At 34.7% G+C, this 15,912-nt stretch carries 14 protein-coding genes and 1 tRNA gene; 6 read left to right on the top strand and 9 right to left on the bottom strand.

Features of this window, described 5'->3' with window-relative positions; all coding sequences use genetic code 11:
* Positions 1 to 213: 213 nt before the first annotated feature.
* From HYY69_04240 to HYY69_04230, 3 genes are all read right to left on the bottom strand, one after another.
* Positions 214 to 3,282, bottom strand: coding sequence for an isoleucine--tRNA ligase (locus HYY69_04240; protein MBI3032659.1), 3,069 nt, complete (start codon positions 3,280 to 3,282; stop codon positions 214 to 216).
* A 60-nt stretch (positions 3,283 to 3,342) separates the two neighbouring features.
* Complete coding sequence (locus HYY69_04235) at positions 3,343 to 3,990, bottom strand: hypothetical protein (GenBank protein MBI3032658.1); 648 nt, start codon at positions 3,988 to 3,990, stop codon at positions 3,343 to 3,345.
* A 224-nt stretch (positions 3,991 to 4,214) separates the two neighbouring features.
* Positions 4,215 to 4,928: a hypothetical protein gene (locus HYY69_04230; GenBank protein ID MBI3032657.1), complete on the bottom strand. Its 714-nt coding sequence runs from the start codon at positions 4,926 to 4,928 to the stop codon at positions 4,215 to 4,217.
* Positions 4,929 to 4,982: 54 nt separating this feature from the next.
* Between HYY69_04230 and HYY69_04225 the strand changes: the two genes are divergently transcribed.
* Together HYY69_04225 and HYY69_04220 are read left to right on the top strand one after the other, a co-directional pair.
* A tRNA-Arg gene (locus tag HYY69_04225) sits at positions 4,983 to 5,236 on the top strand.
* A gap of 208 nt (positions 5,237 to 5,444) precedes the next feature.
* A complete protein-coding gene (locus HYY69_04220) occupies positions 5,445 to 6,536 on the top strand; it encodes a hypothetical protein (protein ID MBI3032656.1) in 1,092 nt (363 codons plus the stop codon).
* A 264-nt stretch (positions 6,537 to 6,800) separates the two neighbouring features.
* Here HYY69_04220 and HYY69_04215 read toward each other — a convergent pair whose 3' ends face one another.
* From HYY69_04215 to HYY69_04205, 3 genes are all read right to left on the bottom strand, one after another.
* Positions 6,801 to 8,234: a peptidoglycan-binding protein gene (locus tag HYY69_04215; protein ID MBI3032655.1), complete on the bottom strand. Its 1,434-nt coding sequence runs from the start codon at positions 8,232 to 8,234 to the stop codon at positions 6,801 to 6,803.
* Between the two features lie 161 nt (positions 8,235 to 8,395).
* Positions 8,396 to 8,890 carry a hypothetical protein gene (locus HYY69_04210; GenBank protein MBI3032654.1) on the bottom strand — a complete coding sequence of 165 codons (495 nt, stop codon included), beginning with the start codon at positions 8,888 to 8,890 and terminating at the stop codon, positions 8,396 to 8,398.
* A 292-nt stretch (positions 8,891 to 9,182) separates the two neighbouring features.
* Positions 9,183 to 10,169, bottom strand: coding sequence for a deoxyhypusine synthase family protein (locus HYY69_04205; GenBank protein ID MBI3032653.1), 987 nt, complete (start codon positions 10,167 to 10,169; stop codon positions 9,183 to 9,185).
* A gap of 296 nt (positions 10,170 to 10,465) precedes the next feature.
* Here HYY69_04205 and lysA point away from each other — a divergent pair, with 296 nt between their 5' ends.
* Positions 10,466 to 11,920 (top strand): diaminopimelate decarboxylase, encoded by a 1,455-nt coding sequence (gene lysA, locus HYY69_04200; GenBank protein ID MBI3032652.1) that lies wholly within the window; start codon positions 10,466 to 10,468, stop codon positions 11,918 to 11,920.
* A 16-nt stretch (positions 11,921 to 11,936) separates the two neighbouring features.
* On the opposite strand, the gene HYY69_04195 is transcribed toward lysA, so the two are convergent.
* A complete protein-coding gene (locus tag HYY69_04195) occupies positions 11,937 to 12,662 on the bottom strand; it encodes a DUF1624 domain-containing protein (protein ID MBI3032651.1) in 726 nt (241 codons plus the stop codon).
* A 311-nt stretch (positions 12,663 to 12,973) separates the two neighbouring features.
* Here HYY69_04195 and HYY69_04190 point away from each other — a divergent pair, with 311 nt between their 5' ends.
* Genes HYY69_04190 through HYY69_04180 form a run of 3 tightly spaced genes read left to right on the top strand, consistent with a single transcriptional unit; the run spans position 12,974 to position 15,220 of the window.
* A complete protein-coding gene (locus HYY69_04190; GenBank protein MBI3032650.1) occupies positions 12,974 to 14,059 on the top strand; it encodes a tRNA (guanine(10)-N(2))-dimethyltransferase in 1,086 nt (361 codons plus the stop codon).
* Positions 14,060 to 14,113: 54 nt separating this feature from the next.
* Positions 14,114 to 15,055, top strand: coding sequence for a hypothetical protein (locus tag HYY69_04185; protein MBI3032649.1), 942 nt, complete (start codon positions 14,114 to 14,116; stop codon positions 15,053 to 15,055).
* A gap of 9 nt (positions 15,056 to 15,064) precedes the next feature.
* Entirely contained in the window at positions 15,065 to 15,220 is a 156-nt protein-coding gene (locus HYY69_04180; protein MBI3032648.1) for a hypothetical protein, read from the top strand.
* A gap of 2 nt (positions 15,221 to 15,222) precedes the next feature.
* Here the strand turns inward: HYY69_04180 and HYY69_04175 are convergent, their stop codons facing one another.
* Both HYY69_04175 and HYY69_04170 read right to left on the bottom strand, forming a co-directional pair.
* Complete coding sequence (locus HYY69_04175) at positions 15,223 to 15,498, bottom strand: elongation factor 1-beta (protein ID MBI3032647.1); 276 nt, start codon at positions 15,496 to 15,498, stop codon at positions 15,223 to 15,225.
* Positions 15,499 to 15,507: 9 nt separating this feature from the next.
* Positions 15,508 to 15,681, bottom strand: coding sequence for a DUF1610 domain-containing protein (locus tag HYY69_04170; protein ID MBI3032646.1), 174 nt, complete (start codon positions 15,679 to 15,681; stop codon positions 15,508 to 15,510).
* Positions 15,682 to 15,912 lie beyond the last annotated feature (231 nt).

Here is a 15,912-nt window from a genome sequence, read left to right as displayed (position 1 = left end):
TACGGTAAATTTCTCAGAAAACCGACTTTTCCTTTCCAAGCAAAATGGATTTCAACCCGAAGCGAAGAACAGAAAGTTATGTCGGATTATTGACAATTAAAAACTAAAAGAACTAAAACGAGCAGAATTAACATTCAATATTTTCTTACTAGTCACGTGTGTCATGACATATAGAAACCACAACTTCTATTTAAACTTTTTGTAGTGATGTTACTATTCTTTGATTTCTTTTGCCATTGAAGACATTAAGGCACATAGGTTTTCATCAGTAGAAATACTTAGTTTAATCAAATTCTGTCTTTGCAAACCTTGTTTTTTTCTCATTTCCTGGACACGCCGTATTATTTCCCTGCTATAGCCTTCACCATCGAGTTCTGGCGTTCTTTCAATGTCAATTAATAAATCACCATATTTATACTCTGCTGAAATATAATTTGCTGGAAGCGTTTTTTCAAAAACAAGATGATCTTTAGTTACGTTAAAGGTTTTAGCTCCAACCTTTAACTTAAAAGAACCTTCTTTGTCAATATGTTTGATAAGAGTATGTTCATTTTCTGTTAATAATGCTGAAATAATTTTTGGAACATCATTGCCAAATGTTGGACCAAGTGATTTATAATTAGGCTTTACTTTAATACTCATCTTGTCAAAGCTTTTCACTATTTCAATAAATTTTACATTGGTCTGAGTTGCTATAATTGATTCCATAAAGGTAAGTATCGACTTTATTTCTTCATCCATAGTGACGATAACGACTTTTTTCAATGGCCATCGCACACCTAATTGCGCTTTTTCTCGGGCAGATAAAATACTCTGCATAGTATCTTTAGCAACGACAAATTCCCGCTCGAGTTTTTCATCAATTTGTTTTTCATCATATGCTGGCCAAACACTTTCGTGAATACTTTGTTCTTTGAGCTTGAATATTTCTTTAAGGTTTTGATAAATCTCTTCACTAACAAAAGGACAAACTGTTGCAAACATCTTTAAACAATCAAAATATACGTGGTAGAATACACGTAAAACTACTTGCTTTATTTCTTTTTCACCTAATGCAAATCTATCCCTGATGGTTTGAATGTAAGTTCTTGACAATTCTAAAAATAATTCTTCAATAATCCATGGAATTTCATTAATCAGATATTGGTCATATTTTTCTGTGACTTTTTTAATAGTAGCATGAAGCCGTGAAAGAATGTACCTATCTTCTAAATCAAGCTCTTTCTTTTCCTTTCTATCCAGAGGAAGAAGTTCAAGATTATGGGCAGTCTTCATGTCAATTAACAGTTTATGGAGATTCCAAAATACATCTAAATTTTTATTTTTTATTTTCATATCTTCAAAATTATAATTTAAATCCAGCATTGGCTTTGCGCCGCCAATTGCATAAAACCTAAAAGTATCAACGCCATATTTGTCAATCACTTCACTGGGTGAAATAACATTGCCGAGAGACTTTGACATTTTTCGTCCTAAAGAATCCTGGACAAAACCATGCATATACACATTTTTGAAAGATATTTTTCTCATTCCTAACATTGAGCAAACCATCAAGACATTAAACCATCCTCTGATTTGGTCTTTTCCTTCAAGAATAAAATCTGCAGGAAATAATTTTGTAAAAAGCTCTTGTTGAGAAGGATAATCCAAACTTATCCATGATGCGCAGCCAGGATCAATCCATACATCCATGACATCTGGAATTCTATTCATGATTCCTTTGCACAAACCATGCGATGTTTTTTGCTTGCAAGGATATTGAGCTTCATCAATCCATGGCTTATGAAGATCTTTTAGTTTTATTTTGCATTTCTCTTCAATTTCTTTTTTTGTTGATAAGACTTCAAAATAACGGCAATCTTTGCACTGCCAAACAGGCAATGGTGTTCCCCAATATCGCTGTTTAGTGATAGAATTATCCCGCAAGTTAACTAACCATGCATCAAATGCATTGAATGCACTATCAGGCACCCAATGAATATTAGTCTTGTTCTCATGAATCATCTGTTCTTTTAAGTCTTCAATTTTAAAGAACCACTGTTTGGTTGTTCGATAGATAATAGGATTATGGCAGCGCCAGCAATGCGCATAACTGTGGTTGTATCTTGCCTTAAATATAAGAGAATTATTCTTATCGATAAGCTGCGCAAATTCTTTGTCATCTTTTTTTGCAACTAAACCGCCAAATGTTGAATGCTCTTTTGGATATACTCCATATTCATCAAGAACATTAAATGGCTTTATCCCTTCTCTAATACAAAGTTCATAATCAGATTCTCCGCATCCAGGAGCAAAATGCACAATCCCTGTTCCATCTTCTAAATTAACATATTCCTCTGAAAGAAGTATCGTGTAAATTTTCTTTTGTGTTTTTTGAGCATCGGTAATATAGGTAAATTCATCGGGAAATGGAGGAATATATTCTTTACCAGCTAGTTTTTCGCCTAAGAATGTTTCAACTTCTTCATACACTGCTGCGCCTATTTCATTCATCACTTTTCCAACTAATTCTTTAGCCATAATCCAATATTCATTGCCTACTTTTAGTTTAGCATAATAGAATTTTGGATGGACTACAGCTGCTAAGTTCAAAGGAATAGTCCATGGAGTTGTTGTCCAGATAACTAAGTATTCGTTCGACTCTTTATTCTTAGTAGTTTTAAGTTTGAATTTTAAATAAACAGAAAGATCATCAATGTTTTTATATTCCAACTCATGTTTTGCCAAAGCTGTTGCGCAGGTGCTGCACCATGACATTGCTCGTTCTCCTTCATATAATCTTTTTTGCTCATGAGCTTTTTTAATCAGCCACCAAATTGCTTCAATGCTTTGCTCAGTAATAGGAGTATATGCATGATCAAAATCCATCCACGCACCAAGACGCTGGAAATCTTTGTTCATTAAGTTCATATTTTCCAAAGAGAATTTTCTGCATTCTTCGATATATCTTTCAACACCAAATGAAGGAATTTCATCTTTGTTTTTGATATTAAACTTTGCCTCTACTTTATGCTCAATCGGCAATCCATGCATGTCATAACCTGCACGATCATAAACATCAAATCCCTGCATTCGCTTGTATCTCAGAACACAGTCTTTCAATGCCTTATTCCAAGCTGTTCCCAAATGTATTTGACCTGAGGTGTAGGGAGGACCATCTAGAAAATAGAACTGTTTTCCCTTTTTATTTCTCTTATTGATTTTTTCCCTGAGTTTATGCTTTTCCCAAAAACTGAGAATTTTTGGCTCAATTACTAATGGTTCATATTTCCCTATTGCCATACTGACTGCTATTAGGTAATTATATATAAAGATTGCTATGGCATTTTGTTTACAAAATGCCTATTCAAAAAAGAAATCATCGTATGATTCTTCTTCACCCGTATCAGGCTCACTAGTATCAGTTGCTGGACTTGGAGCTGCTGGTTGACTGCCAACACATTGGCCTGTTACTTTATCACAACCGTTTGGACAATCGACTAATCCAAGGTTTTCCTGTTTTAAACAAGTACTTGGATGTGCTTTAAATTTATAAGATTGTACGCCGTTAACATGGCATTCATACAAAAATTCAGGGCATTGCTGACCGCCTGTAGGAACTGTTTCTAATACTTGATAATTAGAAACTTCTTGAAAATAAGGTGACTGTAATACTGTTTCACCTTGAGGACCTGCACCTTGACCAGAAGCCTGCCGCTGCAATTCGCTAATATAATCTGCTTGTTCTTGATTATTTTTGCTTCTAAACTCTTTTAACATCTGTTGATTGAAGCATATACCTTTGTAGCACATATCACTGCCGCTACAATCTACATCAGTATTGCAGGACATAACTGCATAACCTGTTGGAGTATTTAGTCCGACAGAAGCCATGGTTAACATACCCATAATAGTAACTGCTACAATGGCAACTATGGGCGCATATAAATGATAATGAGAATGTTTTTCTTCGTATGCTTTATGCATATGTTTTTTCGTATTCTTTCTCATCAATGAACACCTCTACTATAAATCTTTTTTTGAGAAAATGAAGTTTATATATGTTTCGGATTTTGGGCACAATCCAATTTGTAAGTGATATTGCGAAAAGTGCAGGATAGCATCTTCCATAACAAACATCTACAGCCGAGCCGATGGTGGTTGCTGAGTGAAACGAACGCAACTAGGAAAATAGTGATTTTCCGTGGCTGCCGAAGGCATTTTCGCAATATCACTCATTTTTTGGATTGTGCCGGATTTTGTGAAGAAGATGCTTTTGTAGCTCGATCAATATGGCTTTGGATTAATGGTGATAGATACTTTGGAATATCAACACAATCTTGTGCATGTCCATTATATGCTCGCAGTTCATAGGTTATTCTGTCTTCACGATTATATTTTAGAGTAATATCTACGACTTTAAAGCCTGAATTTGGTTTGTAAAAATCATGCAGTTCATGACAATGCCCCACCCATAATAGATTATGTTCTCCGCCCATTGATACTACTTGGCGATAAACACATTTATCAGTTAACCATGTATAAAGATGAAGCAGAATATCTGAGCTTCCATTAAATCCAACTAATTTACTTACTTTTTTTACTTGTTGTTCTAATGTTAGAACCGCAGAAAAAGGAACAATATAAAGCAGAGGAGGTATTGTTGGAGGCATATCAGCATCCATACTTGCTTGTTTATCTCTGATCATTGCTTGGAAACTAGCTACAACAACATCAAGAGATAACATCACATCATTAAATAAAGATGATCCCTGATTAGTACCACTTCCATTAAGAAATCGCGCCTCGAAAAAAAGATGTTTTAAATGCTCTTGGATAATAAGTTCTTCTATAAGACTTTCAACAACATTATGTTCTTCACGTGGAACATTATCTTCAGGAATATGAGAAGGATAAGACGATCTTACAATATATATAAGTCGCTGCATAAAATAGTGTATATCATCATATTTAAAAATTATATGATATTTGTATGTTCAAATGGACCTGTGGCCCAGTCTGGATAAGGCGACAGCCTCCTATTACTTAAGGAGAACTTTGCAAAATACTCGCAAAGCTCGGGTTACTGCCAGTTCGCATTGAGATCTCTGTTTAACAAAGCAATTTTCTCTCTGGAACCTCGAAAATTGCTCGATAAGTCTTTCGAAAATGCTCACAAAATAGGCAGTAACCATAATTTTGCAAAGTTCTCTAAGGAGCTAGCTGTAGATCGCGAGTTCGAATCTCGCCAGGTCCGTATTTTCATATTTTTAAAAATGGGACTTTATGTCCCATCGCTGTTTTTTGGTCAAGCTTTTACGAACGTAAAAGGTTGCGGGACTTCGAATCTCGCCAGGTCCGTATTTTTATATTTTTAAAAATGGGACTTTATGTCCCATCGCTGTTTTTTGGATGAAGCCGAACTGCCAGTTAATTATATAAACACAATTTACTTATTATACAAAATGTACGAGTTAGGCCATTTACTGGAAGGATTGCGGTTTTTAAAACGAAGACTCCAAATTGCAAAACAAGGATTACCGCAATATAAAGGAACTCCTCAGCAGATAGCCAATACTATTGTCAAAAACTGTTTTAATGGGGAGTATTTTCAAGTAAGCAAGGGAAATTTTGCTGTTTTTTATATTCGTGATTTTGGGATTTGTGTTGAAGCGCTGTTGAAATTAGGTTATAAAAAAGAAATTGAAAAAACACTGCAATATTGCCTCCATGTTTATGCAATGCATAATAAAATAACAACGACAATTACTCAAAACCACAAGCCACTAGATGTTTTTGCCTATGCTCCCGACAGTTTAGCATTTTTATTGTATGCTCTTCGTGTTTCTGGAAATAAATATTTAGCAGAAGTCTATAAACCTTTTCTGGAACAACAACTTACGTTTTACTATACATATGTTTTAACTGATCAAGGATTAATCGATTCTAAGAAGCATTTTTCATCAATGAAAGATAATGCCCATACTGTTTCTTCATGTTATAATAATTGCATGAGCTACATGATCCAACAAGAAGCAAACAAGTTGAAGCTTGCCTGTTCATTCAAACATTTTGATTTTAAGAAAATTATTATAGATAATTTTTGGACAGGAAAATACTTTCGTGAAGAATTGGTTGGCAATCATATTTCTGGAGACGCAAATACATTTCCATTCTGGTGCAAGGTTGTTGATGATAAAAAGATGTTCAAAAAATGTCTAAATGAGATACAACGTGTCGGGCTTGATAATCCATTTCCACTCCAATATGCGCGGCAAGAATTCGATCGGCAGCAGTTAAAACTACTCAATATTTTTGCGCAAAATTATGAAGGCTCAACTAATTGGATGCATCTTGGATTATGTTATTTAGATGTTGTTAAAAGATATGATAAAGAATTGTTACAACGTTATTTAGATAAATATACCGAAACAATACAGCGTTATAATAATTTTTTAGAAGTGTTTAACCAAGATGGAACACCATATCATACCTGGTTTTATTATTGCGATGATGGTATGTTATGGGCAAGCAAATATTTGGAGTTGAGGAAATAGATATTATCGATATTTTTCTCTAATCTGTTTTAATGCTTGTTAAATTCTTGCATAATTTGTACGTAATAAGTCTGGGGTTTTAGCGCCTACTTTTGTGAAGCTCCTCTTAGCAAATATCGAGGATTCTTCGGAGTTCCAGAGAGAAAAATCCAATCAAACTAGACTTCAAAAGCTGAACCGGCGCTACCTGAATCCGAAGGATCTCAGGGATTAAAAATAGTAATTTTTAATAAAACCATAGAAGACTTATTACGTACCATAATTTTACCGTCCCATGAGTTTAGCCCAGCTGTTCCTGCCTATTATACCATCAACCCTCAAACCATTATTCATCTGAAACTGGCGTACGGCTCCCTGTGTCTTAGGACCAAACATACCATCTACCTTGAGTCCAGCTCCCCTTCTATTCAGCATGGTCTGAAGTGTACTCACTCCAACACCATGCGAACCAAACATCACGGTATGTGGCGTATGATTTTCAATTGCGTTCCTTGTATGGGGACCGAAGATACCGTCACGTTTCAGTCCATACATGCTTTGCGTAGACCTCACTGCAGTTCTTGTCTTAGGACCGAAAATGCCATCCTCCTTCAGTCCCATACCAAGCCTATTGTTTAAATTTTGCTGAAGTCCTCTAACATAATTGCCCCTCAAACCTATTTTAATTATGCGCGGTTCTGAACTTATTGCTAAGCTGGTTTTCTGACCGAATATACCCTCACGTTTAAGACCGTACATGCCTTGAACGTTCTTTAAAGCTGCCTGTGTCTTAGGACCAAAGACACCATCTTGTTTTAATCCAGTACCAAAACGATTATTGAGATTTTTTTGTAAATTCGAGACTGCACTGCTTCTCATTCCGAATTTCAGAATAGGCGTTCTCTGTCTAAATATTTGACTTGTTTTGTGTCCGACTATGCCGTCTGCACGTACGTTGAAGAGTTTCTGAATATTAATAACTGCATTTCTTGTTTTAAGACCGAAGATGCCATCTTGTTTTAATCCAGTGCCAAAACGATTATTTAGTGCTTGCTGCAAAGACCGAATATCTTTCCCCTGCATTCCCATTCTTAAAGTACTGGAAAATACAGGAGTTCTATTTTTCTCTAAAGCAGGAGATTTAATCACAGGTTTAGGAGAAGGAAGAACTTTAGGCACGGTGATCATTGATGGAGTGGCAAGATTATGGTATGTTCTCTGAGGAACGGTTAATCTTGGTACATATGTTGTGCCCATTAACTGAGAAACTTTTTTAGCAAAATGGTCAAAATACCTGTCTCGTACCTGTGAACCTACTCCCATTAAAGCCTGATTTTGATCATATACAAATTTATTATCATGCCAATAAGCATGATTTTCAAGCTTACCTCCATTGTATTCATCATAATTTCCTAGAAGATGAAAAAATTCATGGGCGAGTGTTCGTACTCTATCATTTATCTTGACATTAATATCACTACTCCCAACCCAATCTCGATTTCTATGTTTCTCAACATCAACTATTTTATGATAGCTGTTGCTTTCTTGGAGAATTACTCGAATAGGTATTGGACGCCCATTTCCATTAACAGGAATAAGTTCCGCTTTATTATGTGCATACTGATTAACAGCCTGCTGTAGTTTTGCCTTGAATTTTTTCTGATCAGCAACCGATATTCCTTTTTCAAACTTATATTTGACACGAACAACTGCGGTCACTGAAGAATCATTATGATTAAAGACAAAATCAAAATTACCGTGAGAGAATTTTCCTAAATCTGTATTACGTTCTATGTATTTACCATTGACCATAAAGTCACGATACTATATTACAATCAGGACTTTTTAAATTTTTTCAATATCGCCGTACAACAAATAGTTTAAAATATATCTGGAACTGAACGCTGGCAATAAGGGCAGGAACGCGGTGTTTTCTTTTCAGAATCATAAGAGAAGGTGTACGTGCATTGCTGGCAAACATATTTAAGTTTAGTTCCTGACCCTGGCATCGGCTTGAAACTTTCTACTTTTTTCTTTTTTTGTGAATATAATTTCTCTAAAATATCATCATCTTTATCCCAGCCTGCTGGTCTAGGAGTTCTGCTTTCTTCACCTTCTCCATCAGGTACAGATGCTTGTTGAGGAGCTTGCGGTGATGAACGATTTAAACCAAGTGAAATTCTTGCTTGATTCATTGCTTGTTGGGTAGAAGTATTTGGCATTATTCTTGCGTTTTTAGGTGAACCTTTTTCTCTGATGCAGTTTGGGCAAACCATCATTTTCGCATCAATATCCATACGAAATTCTGATGCAATTGCATCCCTGCTGCATTTGCGACATTTCACTTTTACCTCATTCTTTGGAAGGTTCATCATATGCGTTTTCGGATATTGATGATGTTTATAAAATTTACTATCACTTCATTTTCAGGTACGTAATAAGTCTGGGGTTTTAGCGCCTACTTTTGTGAAGCTCTTCTTAACTTTACTTTGCGGATTTTTCGGAGTGCCAGAGAGAAAAATCCAATATTTAAATCACTTTGAAGCTGAACCGGCGCTACCTGAATCCGAAGGATCTCAGGGATTAAAAATAGTAATTTTTAATAAAACCATAGAAGACTTATTACGTACATTTTCAGAGAATATTTATAAAATAAGCAAAGAAAAATTACTCAGCCAAAACATACGCAAATATCAACGGAGCAACTATGGTTGCATCTGATTCTATAACAAATTTAGGCGTATCAACACCTAATTTTTCCCAGGTTATTTTCTCATTAGGAACTGCTCCGCTGTATGAACCATAAGAAGTAGTGCTGTCTGAAATCTGGCAGAAATATCCCCATAATTTGCATTGTTTTTCCATATCTTGTCTAATCAAAGGCACAACACAAATGGGAAAATCACCTGCAATTCCTCCTCCAATTTGGAAGAAGCCTAATGAAGTGTCTTTAGTTGTTTCCAAATACCAGTCAATAAGCATGTCCATAAATTCAATTCCTGATTTAACTATCTGGAGATTAGAGAGGTTGCCTCTCTTAAACAGGCCAACAAACATATTTCCTGTAGTGCAATCTTCCCAACCTGGTGTAAAAATAGGAATATTCTTTTCGCAAGCTGCAATAACCCAAGAATCTTTTGGATCAATTTGATGGTAAGGTACAAGCATCTTTTCCCTAATAAGCTGGTAAATAAATTCATAAGGAAAATAACGTTTGCCTTCTTTGTCTGCGCGTTCCCACACTTTGAACAATTGCTGCTCAATTCTTCGCATTGCTTCATGTTCTGGAATGCACGTATCAGTAACGCGATTCATATTTTGATTAAGCAGTTCAAGTTCATCTTCCGGCCGCAGTGATCGATAATGAGGCACGCGCTTGTAATGATTGTGGGCAACAAGATTAAAAAGATCTTCTTCTAAATTGGCGGCGGTGCAGCAAATTGCATGAACTTTGCCTTGCCTGATCATTTCAGCCAAAGAAATCCCTAATTCAGCAGTGCTCATAGCGCCTGCCATGGTAACCAGCATCTTGCCGCCTTGCTTAAGATGTTTAACCCATCCTTCAGCTGCGTCGACAACAACCGCTCCATTAAAATGGCGAAAATTATGTTTAATAAATCTTTTTATGGTTCTAAAATCTTCTTTTGTGTTCATATCCAAATGTGGATGAGTGTGTTGTTTTTATATTTTTTTGTTGTTTTGGCTCTGTCCCGAATGTAGTTTTTGGTGCCATGCTGGTGATTATCCTCCAAATTAGTACGTGAGAAAAAAGGAAGTTCCAGTAGGAATTTTTTCCTTTTTATAAATAAGTGAGATAATCACGGCACCAAAACCGAGGCGTAAGCCGAGATTTGGGACAGAGCCGTTATTTTTTGTCAGCAAAAAAATATATTTAAATATAACCTCATATTAAGAATAACTACGTATTAAAATACGTAGTTGTTTTTAAAATGGATAAAGAAGCTGTTGTCAAAACGGTAAAAAAAAAGAGAAAAGTTCTTTCAAAACGCTATCTTAAGCCTAAGTGGAGTTTTCTAGGTCAGGATAGAAAAGGAATTCTTACCTTAGAAGGTGTTCATGTTACTGATCTTGCTCAGAAATATGGAACGCCGCTTTACATATTGATTGAAAGTGAGATTCGAGACCGGTTGCGAAGATTCAAAAACGCATTTCTTTATGAAAAGCTGCGGCCGCAATATGCTTGCAAATGCAATTCAAATCTTGAAATTCTCAAAATAGTTCGTGAAGAAGGTTTTGAATTAGATGTGAGCAGTGTTGGAGAGATTATTCTTGGCTTGCTTGCAGATTTCTCTCCTGATCAAATTACGTTTACTAATTTGTATAAAACAGAACAGGATATTATGTTTGCTGCAAAAGTCGGCGTTCGTGCTATTACTGCAGATTCTTTAGAAGAGATTAGAAAAATGGGTATGGTTGCAGAAAAAATGCAGAGTCCCATTAGGATGTTTATTCGTATTAATCCAAATATACGGTATGGAAATAAAGTCCAAAAAATACATTCTTTTGGAACTCCTTTAGTTGCTGCTAAATATGGTATTCCTATTGCATATGCAAAAAAAGCAATAGCTTTGGCAAAAAGCTATGAATTTATTGATATTATTGGCTTGCATTTTCATGGAGGGTACATGCCTAATTACCGTGTTTACTTCCAAGCTGCGAAAAAACTGCTTAAGTTAGCTAAATTCTGCAAGGAGGAGTATAATATTATTATCCAGGATATTGATCTAGGGGGAGGATTTCCTGTTCAATATAATGATGAAACCATTTTTACTCCAGAAGAGATGGGTAAAAAGTTTGTAAGATATTTTAAGAAGCTTCTTGTTAATTATGATTTGCAATGGCCAAACTTAGTTTTTGAGCCTGGAAAGTTTATTGTAGCTAATGCAGGCGTTGGCTTGGTAAAAGTCATCAGCAAAAAACCTACCAAAAATAAGAAAATCCTTGTAACTGATGGATCAACCTATGCAATGCTACCAGATCCTATTATCTACCAAACATACTACGAAATTCTTCCTGCAACACGGATGTCTTTGCCGAGAGTAAGAAAGTATGATATTGCAGGATGCACCTGTGATTGTATTGATATTCTTGCTTCAAACCGAAAACTGCCGGTATTAAAAGAAAATGACATACTTGCGATTATGGACACTGGTGCTTACAGCAATGCGATGGCATCCAATTTCAATAATCTTAAAAGGCCTCCTATGGTAATGATTAAGGAGAACGGCAGTGTAAAGCTTATCCGAAGAAGAGATCGTTATTCTGAAATGTTTGCTCCGGAGTTAGATGTCTTAAAAATGGCAGATCCAAAAGAGATGAAACAACTTTATAATTTATCGCGAATTAACATGGGCAAAATCTGGGGTCCAAACGGAAAGAAATGATGGATAGTTCTAATTATCAAGTAATAATATAGTGAATAAAATAGGTTAAACCAAATAATATCGGCTGATGAATAAGGTAAATTACCAATGAATGTCTTCCTAGATATGAGAATATAATAAAAAACCTGTTTTCTGGGATCTGTTGCCATCCAAAGATTCTCTTGTCGTTTTCATAAAAAGTTTTTCCTAGAAATATCCCGATTAGAACTACACCAAACCAAAGTATTAAGGGATAATAATCAACGGTTGTTAAGCCATTATATTCAAAACCTAGCCACACAAGCCATTTGAAACTAAAAGTTAGTTGGTTAAGAATGTTTCCTAAAGTAATTAATACTATTCCAAAGATAAGATTAGCATATTTGAATCTAATAAAAAAACTTGAAAGAAAGATGCTCACCCCTATCAAATGTAAGATACCAAAGAAAATATAATTATCTCGCATAAAAAAGTAGGTGATAAGGGTAATAACGGATGCAAGTGACAAGATTTTTGCTGATCGTAGTGAAAATTTCTTCAAACGTTGTGAAAAATTCAAGTTTTTGGCGCTAAGCGCTGCTGAAATTCCAACAATCAATAAAAACAGCGTTGCAGTTGCAACTTGAAACAATTTCCAAAAACCATGATATAAATCAATTGAAAGAAATTGAAAATAAAGTAAATCCCACAACACATGGAATAGTATCATCATACTAATTGCAATTCCTCTGCAAACATCAAGTTCATAAAACCTAACCATCATCAAAGAATATCATAAGTAGTATTTAACAACTGGGGTTGTTAAATGTTAAATAAAAAAATAAAAAAAATATAATCAGAATCAGTTAATCACTGCTTTTTCTTTTTTGATCGCTTTGCTCTTTTCTTTGATCTCTTCTTCGTCGAGCGTTTTGCAGCTCTTCGCTTTGTTGCTCTTCGTTTCTTAGCAGCCATAATTCATTCACCTCTTTTGATCATATTGATCTAATTTTAATTTATGGAACTACTCATATATAAATGTTTTTAAATTTCCGAGAAGATATCTTTATATAGTTTTGTTGATTGTTTAAGATAATGAAGTACATTAAAGAAAATGAGATTATAATTCCCATTGCAATGCCAAAAAAAATTTCCAAGGAATTGCCAGTATTTTACAATCCTGTGATGAAATTAAATCGCGACCTAAGTGTTGCGTTGTTAAAAGCATTGTCACGGAAGCAGCTTCAAATAGCATTGCCTTTAGCAGGAACTGGTGTCAGAGGCGCGCGTTTTTTGAAAGAATTGCCAATATCAATGATCAAAGAAATTCAGGTTAACGATCACGACGCTGCTGCCGTTAAAAAAATCAAAGAATTATTGATCATAAACAAGTTATTGGCTTCAAAAAAAATAATTATTCATCATCAAGATGCAAATGATTTTCTTCTTGCGTCATCAGGTTTTGATTATATTGACATAGATCCTTTTGGAACTCCAAATCCTTTTTTGGATAGCGCCATTAAACGGCTTTCACGCAGCGGCATTCTTGCAGTAACAGCAACTGATACAAGCGCATTAGCTGGAACCTATCCAGATGCGTGCCAAAGAAAATATTGGGCTGCGCCCTTGCGTAATTATCTGATGCATGAGATTGGCTTAAGGATATTAATTCGAAAAGTGCAGCTTATAGGAAGTCAATATGGCAAAGCACTTGCTCCTATTTTTAGCTATACTAAGGAACATTATTATCGTGTTTTTTTCTCTTGTGTTAAAGGAAAAAAAACAGTTGATTCTTTCTTACAGCAGCACGCGTATTTTTTGTTTTGCAAACAATGTTTTGGATTTAAAGTTAGTGCTTATAATCAAGATGTTTGCTGTAAAAACAAAATGATATTTGCAGGACCATTGTGGATTGGAAATTTATGGGACAGCGCCTTAGTAAAAAATATGGAATTAGGTGCATTAGAACAAATAAAAGAAGAATCATTAGTTGATGTTGTTGGGTTTTATGATATTCATGAATTAGTTTCACGTTATAAATTAGAAATGCCTAAATTCGAAGAGATTATGAATCAGATTAGAACGAAAGGCTATCAAGCTGCAAGAACTCATATTTCTCCTTATGGAATAAGAACAAATGCATCGTTGAAAGAAGTAATTAAGTGTATTAAGAAGTGTTAAGATATTTTTGGGGATATAAATCTTTAAATAAGCATATCCTTCTCCTTAAATTAAATGGTCGATAATAAAAAAAATGTGGACTTAAAGAATAATAATGATTCTGAAAATGATTCTATCAATAAATTAAATCAATTAGGGCATGAAATAACTAAATTGACAAAAAAACCATTACTGATATTATATTATTGCGATGCCGAAGGGAGAATATTTCACCCTGATGCACCTCTTTTATTTGATATTTTATCAAGTAAAGTTGAGAAACCAATAGAAGAATTAGATGTATTAATACATACTAAAGGGGGTCATCCAAACACAGCATATAAAATGATTCAAATAATCAGGAAGTTTGCTTATAAAGTAAATTTTTTGATTCCCCATCATGCTTATAGTGGTGGAACTTTAATGTCATTAGGTGCAAATAAGATTTATATGGGGCCATATGCATCTCTTGGACCGATAGACTTACAATTATACGGAGGTGCACTCCCCCTTTTATCTATTCAGAAATATATTGAATTTATAAAGGATGCAAAAGATAAATTATCACCCTGCGAAAATCCTTCTTGTCCCAATCATAAGGCAATTGACGTTGAAAAAGTATTAATCTTAGAATTAACAAAAGAATTTACCCCTTCTCAAATAGGGCAATTATTTAATTTAAAAAAATTAACAGAATATTATGCTAAAGTATTACTAAATGATTATATGTTTAAATATGATGAAAATAGGAAAAAAACAGTAGAAAGGATCGTTGAGAGATTAAATACTGATTATCCTTCACATGACTTTGATATTGACATAACTATTGCGGAGGGCTTGGGTTTAAAAGTGGATTTCATAACACCTGAGTTATTCTTTGTCTTAGATAAATTTATAAACCTTTGTCACATAAGTAAGAATAATGGAGAGATATGTTTTTTTTTACCAAGAGATAAATTAGAAGGTTCACGAAACGATTTTAGGACTCCATATTTTGCGCTATTTATGTATATTTGAGGTGATAGAATGATAAATAAATTTAATAAAAATAAAGAAAAAGAGGACTCTCAAAGAAAATTCCTTCAAGAGTATATTAAGCGATTAGAACTAAGTGGATTACTAATCCCACGGAGAGATCAGCCTACAAAAGAAGAAAATAAGAAAGGTCTATGTTTTTCTTAAGTTTATCCAATTGCTCTTCTCACATCAATAACATCAACAGAATTTACTCCTTGAATCTTTGCTATGTCATTTTCTAAGGATTCAGTAGAACCTTTTTCTTCAGGAGTTATGATGATAAGATGCAATGCTTTTAATCCAAAAGCTACGGGATGAATCTCAGTTTTGCCTAATGCTGCGCCAAACGAAGTAATGCATTTTTCAGCTTTTACTTCTATTGCTTTTAGATCGGTATCTGGTGATTCAGGCATCACTTTAATAGTTGCTACAACACTTACTATAATAATCACCTAATTTGGGCCTTCAAAGCTGCATTTTGGGCATTTGTAAGGAGCTGCTATAACACGAGCATATTCAGAACGCACTATTTCATAGTCTCCACATTGAGGACATTTAAAAGTAACTGAGCCAATATCATTAGCTATTTTTTGACCAGTGGAAACACATTTTATATCTGCTTTCATAAAAGCACCCCATATATCATATTATTATTATTAAATCTAAAAAAGCAGCGGGTTATTTATATAATTTTCCCCCTGCAGTACGTAATAAGTCTGGGGTTTTAGCGCCTACTTTTGTGAAGCTCCTCGATATCTTTATTGGAGATTTTTCGGGGTTCCTTGCCGATAGGCAAGTCTTATAATCCCAGACGCAAGCCAACTTATGAATCCTTGATTTATATTATTGAGGGAGTC

The organism is Candidatus Woesearchaeota archaeon, assembly GCA_016192995.1.
GTDB lineage: Archaea > Nanobdellota > Nanobdellia > Woesearchaeales > DSVV01 > JACPTB01.
The sequence above is the reverse complement of the archived record's forward strand: the minus strand, read 5'-3'. Positions and strand labels throughout refer to the sequence as shown.

Bases quoted from the DNA above. Each gene is read 5' to 3' on its own strand.
- HYY69_04240 (MBI3032659.1), bottom strand. From the start codon at position 3,282: ATGGCAATAGGGAAATATGAACCATTAGTAATTGAGCCAAAAATTCTC.
- HYY69_04235 (MBI3032658.1), bottom strand. From the start codon at position 3,990: ATGAGAAAGAATACGAAAAAACATATGCATAAAGCATACGAAGAAAAA.
- HYY69_04230 (MBI3032657.1), bottom strand. From the start codon at position 4,928: ATGCAGCGACTTATATATATTGTAAGATCGTCTTATCCTTCTCATATT.
- HYY69_04220 (MBI3032656.1), top strand. From the start codon at position 5,445: ATGTACGAGTTAGGCCATTTACTGGAAGGATTGCGGTTTTTAAAACGA.
- HYY69_04210 (MBI3032654.1), bottom strand. From the start codon at position 8,890: ATGATGAACCTTCCAAAGAATGAGGTAAAAGTGAAATGTCGCAAATGC.
- HYY69_04205 (MBI3032653.1), bottom strand. From the start codon at position 10,169: ATGAACACAAAAGAAGATTTTAGAACCATAAAAAGATTTATTAAACAT.
- lysA (MBI3032652.1), top strand. From the start codon at position 10,466: ATGGATAAAGAAGCTGTTGTCAAAACGGTAAAAAAAAAGAGAAAAGTT.
- HYY69_04195 (MBI3032651.1), bottom strand. From the start codon at position 12,662: ATGATGGTTAGGTTTTATGAACTTGATGTTTGCAGAGGAATTGCAATT.
- HYY69_04190 (MBI3032650.1), top strand. From the start codon at position 12,974: ATGAAGTACATTAAAGAAAATGAGATTATAATTCCCATTGCAATGCCA.
- HYY69_04185 (MBI3032649.1), top strand. From the start codon at position 14,114: ATGGTCGATAATAAAAAAAATGTGGACTTAAAGAATAATAATGATTCT.
- HYY69_04180 (MBI3032648.1), top strand. From the start codon at position 15,065: ATGATAAATAAATTTAATAAAAATAAAGAAAAAGAGGACTCTCAAAGA.
- HYY69_04170 (MBI3032646.1), bottom strand. From the start codon at position 15,681: ATGAAAGCAGATATAAAATGTGTTTCCACTGGTCAAAAAATAGCTAAT.